At 45.5% G+C, this 11,763-nt stretch carries 12 protein-coding genes and 1 pseudogene; all 13 read right to left on the bottom strand.

Translation table 11 applies throughout. The features are described 5' to 3' along the window. Positions 1 to 441: 441 nt before the first annotated feature. A complete protein-coding gene (gene mutY, locus A3GG_RS0109410; protein WP_018359044.1) occupies positions 442 to 1,521 on the bottom strand; it encodes an A/G-specific adenine glycosylase in 1,080 nt (359 codons plus the stop codon). Between the two features lie 24 nt (positions 1,522 to 1,545). Continuing rightward, positions 1,546 to 2,499 carry a ribose-phosphate pyrophosphokinase gene (locus A3GG_RS0109405; RefSeq protein WP_018359043.1) on the bottom strand — a complete coding sequence of 318 codons (954 nt, stop codon included), beginning with the start codon at positions 2,497 to 2,499 and terminating at the stop codon, positions 1,546 to 1,548. Positions 2,500 to 2,534: 35 nt separating this feature from the next. After that, positions 2,535 to 3,569: a UDP-glucose 4-epimerase GalE gene (gene galE, locus A3GG_RS0109400; RefSeq protein ID WP_018359042.1), complete on the bottom strand. Its 1,035-nt coding sequence runs from the start codon at positions 3,567 to 3,569 to the stop codon at positions 2,535 to 2,537. A gap of 114 nt (positions 3,570 to 3,683) precedes the next feature. Next, positions 3,684 to 4,445, bottom strand: coding sequence for an ABC transporter ATP-binding protein (locus tag A3GG_RS0109395; protein WP_018359041.1), 762 nt, complete (start codon positions 4,443 to 4,445; stop codon positions 3,684 to 3,686). Next, positions 4,442 to 5,446 (bottom strand): FecCD family ABC transporter permease, encoded by a 1,005-nt coding sequence (locus A3GG_RS0109390; RefSeq protein WP_018359040.1) that lies wholly within the window; start codon positions 5,444 to 5,446, stop codon positions 4,442 to 4,444. The genes A3GG_RS0109395 and A3GG_RS0109390 overlap by 4 nt, the downstream gene beginning before the upstream one ends. Beyond that, positions 5,446 to 6,597 carry an ABC transporter substrate-binding protein gene (locus A3GG_RS0109385; protein WP_018359039.1) on the bottom strand — a complete coding sequence of 384 codons (1,152 nt, stop codon included), beginning with the start codon at positions 6,595 to 6,597 and terminating at the stop codon, positions 5,446 to 5,448. Before A3GG_RS0109385 ends, A3GG_RS0109390 begins: the two co-directional genes overlap by 1 nt. Position 6,598: 1 nt before the next feature. After that, positions 6,599 to 7,366: a CDP-alcohol phosphatidyltransferase family protein gene (locus A3GG_RS0109380; protein ID WP_244973136.1), complete on the bottom strand. Its 768-nt coding sequence runs from the start codon at positions 7,364 to 7,366 to the stop codon at positions 6,599 to 6,601. Then, positions 7,312 to 7,989 carry a phosphatidylserine decarboxylase family protein gene (locus A3GG_RS0109375; RefSeq protein WP_026215752.1) on the bottom strand — a complete coding sequence of 226 codons (678 nt, stop codon included), beginning with the start codon at positions 7,987 to 7,989 and terminating at the stop codon, positions 7,312 to 7,314. Before A3GG_RS0109375 ends, A3GG_RS0109380 begins: the two co-directional genes overlap by 55 nt. A 38-nt stretch (positions 7,990 to 8,027) precedes the next feature. Beyond that, entirely contained in the window at positions 8,028 to 8,747 is a 720-nt protein-coding gene (locus A3GG_RS0109370; RefSeq protein WP_018359036.1) for a DUF5020 family protein, read from the bottom strand. Between the two features lie 169 nt (positions 8,748 to 8,916). Then, a complete protein-coding gene (gene obgE, locus A3GG_RS0109365; protein ID WP_018359035.1) occupies positions 8,917 to 10,077 on the bottom strand; it encodes a GTPase ObgE in 1,161 nt (386 codons plus the stop codon). Between the two features lie 80 nt (positions 10,078 to 10,157). After that, positions 10,158 to 10,736 carry an adenylate kinase gene (locus A3GG_RS0109360; protein WP_018359034.1) on the bottom strand — a complete coding sequence of 193 codons (579 nt, stop codon included), beginning with the start codon at positions 10,734 to 10,736 and terminating at the stop codon, positions 10,158 to 10,160. A 112-nt stretch (positions 10,737 to 10,848) separates the two neighbouring features. Then, positions 10,849 to 11,391: a phosphoribosyltransferase gene (locus tag A3GG_RS0109355; protein WP_018359033.1), complete on the bottom strand. Its 543-nt coding sequence runs from the start codon at positions 11,389 to 11,391 to the stop codon at positions 10,849 to 10,851. 109 nt (positions 11,392 to 11,500) lie between these two features. Then, positions 11,501 to 11,763 (bottom strand): annotated as a pseudogene (locus tag A3GG_RS13765) (ISAs1 family transposase); the annotation flags it as partial.

The raw sequence follows: 11,763 nt of genomic DNA, 5'->3' as shown, positions 1-11,763 counted from the left end.
TTCGATCGAATGAGCTGTCATTGCCTGATCAAACATTTTGGAGAAATCATCTATAATGCAAAAAACTTCGACTATATTTGTGAACATAAAAGTGGTGTTTTGTTTGTTTTCTTATTGTTTATCACAATATAAAGATACAAATAATTCGCCACTTTTCCTAATATAATCACCTCTATTTTAGTCCATTAGAGCAAATATTCACCTCTGGTTTTTGTCTCTTTTCTTAGGTCGAACTCACGTTATATTAAGACAAATGCTACCCCTGCGAAGGTGGAGAAGTGTCTTGATACTACTGAGCGTTATTGCCCCGTTGGTCTCCTATTCCACAAGGCAAATGTGCCGTTTACACATGAAATAGTGATGTTGTAACGGAACGCTAGATAGAGTAATAGAGGGTGTATCGATGGTGGGTTTGCTATCGATACACCTTTTCTCTTATCCTTAGTATTGGAAGTGGTGGTCTAGGAATTGTCGGAGAGGCTTAGGAAAGGCAAGTGTAGTATGCTTAGAGAGTGGCATCGATAAGTAGGGAGAGGGTAGGGAAGTGGTCTCTATGGCATAGCATAGGTGGATGCGAATATGGAGTAACCGGTGTGTGAGCCTATGAGGCTTTAGGTCGAAGGTCTTTTGTAGTCTCCACTTTCCCTTTAGGTGCTCCTGTATCTCTTCTTCGCTCATTGTGTGCTCTGTGCTCTCTATAAGGGGGAATTGGTAGAGTCCTTTCCATATACCTCTTTTATCTCTCTGTTCAATCCAGAAGTTATCTCCATCGAGGAGGAGAAAGTAGTCTAGATAGCGATTATCCACAACTAATTTCTTGGATTTGATGGGAAGGAGTTCTATGAGTTCCCTATTTCCTTTGCTATTGCATAGGGAACCTATTGGGCACTCTTGGCACTTGGGTGCGCGAGGAGTACAGATCATGGCTCCCAAATCCATCACTGCTTGATTGTACTTCCCTGGTTGAGTGCCGTCTAAATACTCCGCTGCTAGTGCACTATAATATTTCTGCCCTTGGGTAGTATCGATGGGTACTTCTGTCGCGTCTACTCTCGAGAGCACCCGATAAACGTTACCATCTACGACTGCAAGAGGGTAGTTGTATGCGATACTCATGATAGCCGCAGTGGTGTAGGGTCCTATCCCTTTGAGTGCAGAGACTTCTTTCTCGTTTCTTGGGAATGACCCACCATGTTGCGCCACTATTTGTCTTGCTGCTGCTAGCATATTGTGGGCTCTAGAGTAGTACCCCAATCCTTCCCAAAGGAAGAGCACGTCCTCGTCTCGAGCATTGGCTAGTGCTACTACGTCAGGATACGCCTCTATAAAGCGCTTATAGTAGTCCCAGCCTTGTACTACTTGGGTTTGCTGGAGTATGATCTCTGACACCCAAATACGATAAGGGTCATCGATCCCTCGCCAAGGGAGTGTTCGCCCATATTGGTCAAACCAATCGAGCAATAAACGACGAAAGAGAGACAAGTGCCCCTCATCGTGTGTTGGGTACAGTCTCTCTTTCATCTGAAAATATGTAATAATATTCTATTAGATATCGTACAGATCGCTAATAGACTCGTGCTCTACTACACGGCGGATCGCCTCAGCAAACATAGGTGCCACTGATAGGCACTTGATATTCTTTCCACCCTTCTTGTATGGGATAGAGTTGGTGAATATCATCTCCTTGAGTTCGCTTTGCTCAATTCTTGTGGTTGCAGGATCACTCATCACTGGATGGCTTGCGAGTGCACGTACAGAGCGAGCGCCATTCTCAATCATAAGGTTTGCAGCCTTTGTCATAGTACCTGCGGTATCTACGATATCATCCACAAGGAGGACATCTTTACCCTCTACGTCACCAATAATGCGCATCTCTGCGACAACGTTGGCACGTAGACGAAGTTTGTGGCAGATTACTAGAGGCACTCCTAGAGCCTTTGCATAGGAATTAGCACGTTTGGTACCACCTACGTCTGGAGTTGCCATCACGAGGTTCTCGTGTGATATCTCGCCTTGGTTCATCAACTGCTTTACATAATCCAAGAAGAGATTGGAAGCGTAGAGGTGGTCCACAGGCAGATTAAAGAAGCCTTGGATCTGATCGGCATGGAGATCCATAGTAATCAGACGAGAAATACCTGCTGTCTGTAGAAGGTCTGCGATGAGCTTTGCCCCGATAGATACACGTGGCTTGTCTTTGCGGTCTTGTCTTGCCCAGCCAAAGTATGGGATAACAGCAGTAATGTAGTGCGCACTAGCCCTCTTTGCCGCATCAATCATCAGGAGAAGTTCCATGATGTTGTCTGTCGTTGGCATAGTAGATTGTACTAGGAATACATCCTTGCCTCTAATAGACTCTTCGTAGTAGACCGCAAACTCACCGTCCGCAAAACGGTCTACACGCATCTGACCTAGTTCACATCCCAAGCTGCGACATATCTCCTCGGCAAGGTATAGACTATTGGTGCCAGAAAAGACCGCAAAATCATTTGGTTTCATTTTAATATATACGTATTATATAAGTTTGGTTTTGTTTATTTGTTCTCTTTAGGAGTTACCTTGAGTTGCCAGTCCCAAGCACTCTTGAGCGCCTGTGCAAGAGTGCTTTTCGTACTCCAACCTAGGACTTCATTGGCTTTCTTAGGGTCTGCCCATACTTGCTCAATATCGCCCTCTCGCCTTGGTCCAATCTTGTGAGGAACCTTCACCCCTGTGGCTTCTTCGAAGGTGTGAATTAGCTCTAGTACGCTATTGCCACGCCCTGTACCGATATTAAATACCTCCAATGGCTCTAGGCTCTTCCCTTCCAGCATACGATCCATAGCTACGACATGTGCCTTGGCAAGGTCTACTACATGGATGTAGTCGCGGATACATGAGCCATCAGGGGTGTTGTAGTCATCACCAAACACGGTAAGCTCTTTACGTATCCCCGCCGCTGTTTGTGTGAGGTAAGGAATAAGGTTCTGTGGGACTCCTAATGGTAGCTCGCCAATCTCTGCAGTGGGGTGAGCACCAATAGGGTTGAAGTATCTTAGAAGGATAGCTTTGTATGGGGCACCTGCATGTATGGTATCTCGGATAATCTCCTCATTGACCTGCTTAGTATTGCCATATGGCGACATAGCGGGGAGTATAGGAGCGTCCTCGGTTACTGGTAGCTTCTCTGGCTGACCATATACGGTACAAGACGATGAGAATACAATGCCTTTGGTGTCGTACTCTTGCATGAGTTCTAGCTGAACTATTAGCGAAAGTAGATTATTGCGGTAGTACAGGAGTGGTTTCTCTACCGATTCTCCCACGGCCTTACTTGCTGCAAAGTGAATAATACCTGCTGGTCGATGCTCCGCATAGATCTTGCGCATTGCTGCTTTGTCGTTACAATCCACTTCATAGAATAGTGGTTCGGTTCCTGAGATAGCTGTGATACCACTCAGAACATCGCGGTTGGAATTCGAGAGGTTATCCACAATGATTACCTCGTAGCCTGCAGCTTGTAGTTCCACGGTAGTATGGCTGCCTATATAGCCCATACCACCAGTTACCAAGATCTTTTTTGCACTCATACAACTATATATACTTACTATTAAGCATCTTTAGCAATTTCAATTTTATCAGCTACAAAATTAGATAAATAAACTGACCTATCCCAATATATTGCTTTGATGTTACAGACTTGTTTATATCTGCCGAAGGTGTACTGCGCCTGTATGTGGGTCTAACTGAACTTGTTCGGAGCTGAATAACGCTTCGATTAATCCTGATGACTTCATCTCCTCTGTTGGGAGGGTAATGAGTTCATGATTCTGTATTAGCATTAGACGATCACAAAGTTGAAAGGCAACGTCTAGGTCGTGGGTGCTGAATATGATAATCTTGTTCCGCTCTTTGGTCAGTCGCTTCAGTAGGAGGGCTAGGTCGTATCGATTGGGCAGGTCGAGAAAAGCCGTAGGTTCGTCTAATAGGATGACAGGAGTATCCTGAGCTAGAGCTCGAGCTATCATTACCCTCTGGTTCTCTCCATCGCTGATTTGGTCTACATACCTATCTGATAGGTGGCTGATACCCACGAGTTCCAAAGCTTCACGTACTGCAGCCCGATCATTTGCCGAGAGCTTGCCCATGAGGTTGGTATATGGGCTTCTCCCAAGTCCTACCACCTCTGCTGCTGAGAGTTGTGGTACGCGGCTTTTCCTTGTTGATACTACACTAATTAGTTTGGCTCTCTCCCTTTCGTCCATCTTGTGTATTGCCTTTTCGCCTACCAGTACTTCCCCCGAGAGTAGAGGCAATAGCCCAGCAATATGACGTATCAGCGTGCTCTTGCCAGCTCCATTCCTCCCAAGTAGCGCCACCAATTGTCCCCCCTCTATCATCGTGTTTCCATCTTTCACAAGAGGGCGGTCATAACCTGCCGAAATATGATTAAGTAGGAGCTTCATCTGCGAGAGAGTTGTTGGAGGATGACTTTGAGGATAATCGGGATACTCAATAGAGCCGTTACCGAATTGATTGGAATCACTAATAGCTTGGCTATGATGTCACAAAGGAGCATTGCACTAGCCCCAACCAGCATAGTACTGGGTAGTAATACAGCATGATCCGACGTGCGGAATAGATATCGCGTAGCATGAGGAACAGCTAAACCTATAAAGCTAATGGGCCCGCAGTATGCGGTTACCGTCCCTGTCATAAGAGTAGTGGATCCGAATACAATTGTCCGAGTGCGCTTAATATTCATACCCATAGTCTGGGCATATTCATCACCAAGTAGCTGTAGGTTCAGTGATTTGATGGAGAGGATAGAGAGCATCACTCCAATTATTAGGATTGGTACCATAATATTTAGGTGCCCTCTCGTGATATTGGAGAGCGATCCAAGATTCCAAAGAGTGAAGAGTTGTAGCTGTTCTGCGCTGGAGTAGTACTGTAGTATCTGTATAATTGAGCTTACGATGTAGCTGAGCATAACACCTATTATGAGTACCCCAAAGATGTTCTGTATCTTCCGGCTTAAAGCGAGTATCAAGAAGAGCACTATTGCAGCACCAATCCACCCTGCACCTAGAATCCCAAAGTCTAAAACCCACTGTGGCACGGCTATATCAAACAGAGGTATCCCTAAGAAGAACAACGCCACACCCAAGCCAGTACCAGAGCTTACTCCTAGTATATAAGGATCGGCAAGCGGGTTTTGGAAGATGGTCTGCATCATCAGTCCACAAACGGGGAGTGCTACCCCTATGAGTATTGCTACAAATACTCTAGTGCTTCTGATTTGCGTGATGATGTGTTGTGTTCCTAGGTCGCCCTTCCCAATAAGGGCTTGCCATACTTCTGAAGGTGAATACAGCACGTCTCCTACCAATAGATCGGTGATAAATAGGATTACCAGTAATACGCTGAGTAATACGAGAGTGAAGTATCTGCGATTGTGTCTCATTATTCTACTGGGATGTGGCGGTAAAAGTGTAGTTCGTGCTCTTGTAGTTCAGGATAAAAGATTTCTATCAGATCTCTGAGGATAAGGTCTGGGCGCACAATCCCCTCTTGGTAGTATGCCGAACCTCCGCCAGGAGTTGTAATAGCATTATTATTATACAAATGATCGAGCTGTATCGGTCTTATCTCCGAAGCATGCGCTCTGAGGGCAGGAGCGAGCTCCGAATACTTCTTTGTAGTGTGTCCAAGCCCTATCCAGAAGTCCGCCTCTCTAAGCATTGTAAAGGCTTCCTCCATTCCTATCTGAGAGACATCCCCGACCTCTTTTTCACCAAAGAATGGTTCCGCCCCTGCATCCCTCATAAGTGTTGTTGTCGTACTCTTTTTCGGTGGAAGTACCCATGCGTCATTAAAAGGTGTATTCAGCATCACCTTAGGCTTATCTTCATCAGGGATATTAGCGGTAAGGGCTTTTGCGTCTTGGTAGTTGCGCACAATCTCTTGGAATAAGACAGTACCCTCCTCCCTCATGTTCTCTATTTCTGCAAATAGCACCAACCACTCACTCTTTCCTAGTACTTCCCCTTCTAGATATGCTGCACTATATATATAAGGTATCCCTAGCTCCTCCAGTTTGTCCGTCATCATTTTTTGCTCATCTGCTACGCCATAGCAGAAGACAACATCTGGCTGTAAGCTCACCAATGTCTCATACTGGATTTGTTCCCCCAAATCCTTTACTCCGTTCTTAGGATCTGTAATCCACGGGTTGAATACATATTGTAAACCGCTCACCCCTACTACTCTCTTTTCTCTCCCAAGGAGTTCGAGAATCCCTATATTAGTAGTTGAGAGTGCAACTATCCGTTGGGCATCAGCTTTTATCACCTGTCCCTTGAAGCCTATTGGAGGTTGTTCTTCTGCCCTTTGGATATAAGTATCCATTACTACACCAGTTGCGCCTTGCCAAGGATTGGTGATCCGAATCATTGTACTTTGGTATCCCTCCAGACTATATATCGTAAATCCTGTAGCATATTCAGGAGTATAGAGCGCCGTTAGTAGCTCTTCGTAAGACTTAGTCTGCTCCTCCTTACAGCTCACAAATAGAGTGAGTGCAAGTAGTAGGTATAGGGAAAAGTATCGCTTCATTTTAGGGTATTCTCTGCTTAAAGTAATCCCAAAGATTAATCAATAGATAGAGTGTTAGAGCGATAGCCAATCCTGTAAAGCTATAGAAAATGACACCCACTATACCAGCAGCTACCACTAGTCCGATTCGGATGAAGTGCCCTTTTCTACTCATGGTGTTGGAGCCTTTCAGAGAAAACATCGGGATCTCGCTAATGAGTAGATATGAAAGCAAGATAATGACTACGGCATACGCAGGATACACTTTGTAAATAATCGATAACGGAGCTCCGCTTATGGCATTAGCATTGGTGATTGTGAGGTGCGCTAATCCAGCAAAAAACAAAGCATTGGCAGGAGTAGGAAGCCCTATAAAGGATACAGTTTGGCGATCGTCATGGTTAAACTTGGCTAGTCGATACACCGAGGCAGGCACTATCACTAAAGCCAAGATGGGGTATGGAAAACCAATCGACTCCAAAGCCACAGTCATCATGGCTGCTGGCGCCATGCCAAAAGATATGACATCACAGAGAGAGTCGATATCTTTCCCTAGGGGAGAGAAGGCTTGTAGCTTACGAGCCGAGAAGCCATCGAAGAAGTCCATAACTGCTGCCAAGATCATAAAGATAATAGCAGCGAATATATCTCTCTGCCCTAGTGCATAATAGATAGCAATAGAGCCAAATAGAGAATTTGAGAGACTGATTAGGTTTGGGATATGCTTCTTGATGTTCATTCTGCTTGTGGGGGCTTGGGTAGCATAGCTATCAAGGTCTCGTTGCCCCATACCTTCTGGTTAAGTTCTACCTTGATGTCACTCCCAAGAGGGAGGAAAAGATCTACACGAGAGCCGAACTTAATGAACCCCAATGGTTCATCTGTATCGTACTCCTCACCCACTTCTGCATAGGTGATAATACGGCGAGCTACAGCACCTGCTATCTGTCTCACCAGTATGTTGTGCCCATTCTCCGTTTGTACCACCACGCTGCTACGCTCATTCTCCACACTACTCTTGGGAAGGTTAGCGCTCATGAAGCGTCCTTCGTGATGCGCAGTATAAGTCACCTCTCCTGCTACAGGGAACCATTGTGCATGCACATTGAAGATAGTCATAAAGGTGGAGATTTGTATGCACTCACACTTCAAGACCTCAGGTTCATATACCTGCTCAATCGCCACTATCTGACCATCCGTAGCAGCTAGCACCGCACAAGGGTCTGTGGATTGCTGTTTCCGCTTAGGGAAGCGATAGAAGTTAAAACTCAGTCCAAGTAGTACCGAAACACAAGGCAGCCAGAGCCAAAAAGGTATCTTGCTATCTATATTCGTGTATAGGAATACCAAAGACCCCACCAATAGCAGGGTGGCACCCGCAAGGAATGTCCATCCTTCGGCGTGCACCCGCATCAAGCGCTTGCGGCGTTTGTATAGGCTTCGCTTACGCATTACTTAAAGGTCCACTTAGCACCTATTGTAGGAAGAGCATAGAAGCGATCCGGAGAAAGCATGCTATAAGTCAGCTTAATCTCTGTACCTAGGCTTAGGTTGAAGTCGTCATCTACACCCACAAATTGATTGAGGTTCACCCAGAACTGTGGCTCGGCAATAAAGCGGATACCACTATTTACACCCTTAAGGCTCTGGGTGCTAATGGTGGCAAAGCCATTGATTGTGAACACTCTATTCCAGCTATTCCAGCACCAGACACCCTGGAGGGTCATATTATGTGGCTTTGCCCATCCTTTATCGTATCTGTACGACATGTTCACGCCCAAAAAGGTCTGGTCTGTAGCATACTTCCAAGCTAGACCGCCCAGGAATGAATGGTTGAAGGCAAATTCATTGCCCCTCATTACACCTCCATTATATTCAGTATGGATAAAGATAGGTGCATCCCAAAACTTAGTGTCACGGTGTATCTGAGTATACACGTTTTGCAGATTGCCATTCCCCATATTCAAGTCCACAAATGCAAAGTTGCACCCCCACTTGTCGACAGAGGAGTGCTCTAGGGTTACTAGACTCGTGGGCTCCTTACGCTCCTTGAGATCGTTGTAGAAGTGGGTTCCCACAATGTAATGATACTGGATATTGGTCTGTGCCTTTGCACTTCCAAATAGCCCAAATAGGCAAGCCCCTAGGGCAATAAGCATGAGCTTCTTCATAAGCTTTGTCCTGATCTTGTAATTGTTAATTCTCTATATTACTCCCCTTCAATGGACAAAGTTACTAAAAATACTGAGTTGCTCCTAGTGGTTTTGTCCTTATGGGGAAGCAGTATATGGGAAGAAGAAAGGTCTAGTACATCATCCATGGTAAGTGGAGATGCCCCACTTATTCCCATGAATCCTCATCGAGCATTCGTCCGCCAGCATTGTCGTCATACTCGTCCTCCTCTACCTCGTCTTCCTCTTCGTAGTAGAACTTATCTTCCTTAAATTCCTTTCCTACAAGGGTTAGATTCATATTCTGGCGTACCATAGGGCTGACCTCGTGGAAGTTGTTAATCGTGATACTTCTCCATATAAGGTCTTTCAGCTCTTGCACCCCCTTGCCTGTGACAGCCGAGAAGAACACATGCTCTACGCCCTCAGGTAGAGTAGGGAGTAGCATCTCTTGTAGTTCCGCATCAATAAGGTCACTTTTGGAAATGCCGAGTATCTTATTCTTTACCATGAGCTCTGGGTTGTATTGCTCTAGCTCATTGAGGAGTATCTCATACTCTTTTGCAATGTCTTCTGTATCAGCAGGGACAATGAAGAGTAGTACCGAGTTGCGCTCAATGTGCCTGAGAAATCTAAGACCTAGCCCCTTGCCATCAGAAGCACCCTCTATGATACCAGGGATATCTGCCATAACAAATGAGCGACCATCACGATAATTGACTATGCCTAGGTTAGGCTCTAGGGTAGTGAATGGGTAGTCTGCGATCTTGGGTTTGGCAGCTGATACGATGGAAAGGAGGGTAGACTTGCCGGCATTGGGGAAGCCTACTAGTCCTACATCGGCTAGCATCTTGAGCTGCATGACTATGGTCATCTCCCTAGCTGGTTGCCCTGGCTGGGCATAGCGTGGAGCCTGGTTAGTAGGCGTGGCGAAGTTGGTATTACCTAGTCCTCCTAGTCCACCTTGGAGAAGCATAATCACCTCGTCATGCTCACGTACCTCACATACAAATTCGCCTGTTTCAGCATCATAGATAACAGTACCTAGTGGTACATCTATATACACATCCTGACCATCCTTGCCAGTGCTATTCTTGCTAGACCCATGCTCCCCATCTGTGGCAAAAATGTGGCGTGCATATCTCAGGTGGATAAGCGTCCAATAATTGCGGTTCCCTCGGATGTATACGTGTCCGCCTCTACCTCCATTTCCTCCGTCTGGACCACCCTTCGGGATATACTTCTCCCTGCGGAAGTGGCTTGAGCCAGCTCCGCCCCTTCCCGAGCGACATACTATCTTTACGTAGTCTACAAAGTTGGATTCAGCCATTTTCTTTACTTATATATATTGTGTGCAAAAAAAGTAGCGGGTAGTGGCTGTCTTATGTGCCTCTACCCGCCATCTAATGATTATTTTGTGTATTTGTCAATACCATCAATTAGCCTTTGGGTAATACCCTCTATAGTGCCTTCTCCATTGATAGAGACGAGAGGGTAATCTTGCTCCTCAAAGTAGGAGATAATTGGCTCTGATTGTTCGCGGTAGACGCGAAAACGTTTGCTGATTGTCTCTTCGTTGTCATCGGAGCGCCCAGATACTTTGCTCCGAACCAGCAGACGTTCCATGAGTTGCCCCTCAGGCACATCCAGTGCTACAAGGAGCGGTAGCTTCCACGATCTATCCTGGAACTCTCTGATAAGTTCTTTAGCTTGTACAATAGTGCGAGGAAACCCATCCAAGATCAGACCCTTATAGTCCTTGATATTATTGATATGGTCAAATAATATCTTGAGGATGAGTTCGTCTGGTACTAGATTGCCTTGCGAGATAAGCGCCTCTACCTTATGACCCATTTCACTCCCCTCGGCTACTTCTCCACGCAAGAGATCGCCGGTCGAAATGTGCTCAATTCCATAGTGCTCAGCAAGGAACTTGCTCTGAGTCCCTTTCCCTGAGCCAGGAGCACCAAAGATTAATAAATTAAGCATAAACTCATGTATCTTCGTAGCAAGTTACTATGTATCTAGCTACAAGTTTATGAAACAAGACTCTCGTGTACTATACGGTACCCCTGTGCCTTGCTTCAGCAAAATATGATGATTACTTCTTTAGCACGTATATGTCACGGAGCATACGCCCTCCGCCATTGTAGTCCAAGCCACAGCCTAGGATAAAGTCATTGGGAATCTCCTTGCCTACGTACTCTGCAGGCTCGGCACCCTCAGCTAGTGCATCGGGCTTAGAGAGCATAGCAGCTACATACACTTCCGTAGCACCACGTTGTTTGTATAGCTTACGAAGCTCCGTTACCGTGAATCCCGTATCTATTAGATCCTCTAGAATGACTACCACTCGCCCCTCCATAGGCGCTGTGGGCTTCATGATTTCGTGGAGAGTGCCTGTAGAGGAGAGCCCGTCATACGATGAGTACTTAGCAAAGGCGATGTCGTATATACTATCCAGCTGGCGTGCCAGCTCGGCAGTAAACATAAATGCGCCATTCAGGATGCAGACAAAGAGCGGATTCTTTGCCCCTAAGTCATGCACAATGTCCTGAGCCATACGTTTAACCTCAGGACGCAACTCCTCTTCTGAAAGGTAGGGAACAAATGTTAGCCCATGTACCTCTATGCTCTCTTTCATTGCAAAAACTACTTATTGCTACTTGTAATTATAATGTGCAAAGGTACCTAAAAAATAAACACCTTCCACCTCTCATGTAGGGGTAATCAGGGCAATCGCATTTGAATTATCATAGATAGTTGTATTCGAGTATCTGAGAAGGTTTCATAGTTGCGTTCCTCTTTCTTAGGTTTTTTATTGGGATTTTTGTTTTCTCTTTTTGCTTTTCGAGGAAGAAGAGAGCTATCTTGTTGATTATATTCCAGTTCTTCGCTTCGTTGTCCTTTCTCTTTAACGATTGGTCTTCACCGAGAATGACATCAAGACAATAGTGTAAGTTATTCTCTACCGCCCAATGATCTCTAATGAGAGAAAACACCTTTTTAGGGTCAG

This window comes from Porphyromonas levii DSM 23370, assembly GCF_000379925.1.
Classification (GTDB): domain Bacteria; phylum Bacteroidota; class Bacteroidia; order Bacteroidales; family Porphyromonadaceae; genus Porphyromonas_A; species Porphyromonas_A levii.
Note: the sequence above shows the minus strand (reverse complement) of the source record. Positions and strands in the feature narration are given on the sequence as shown.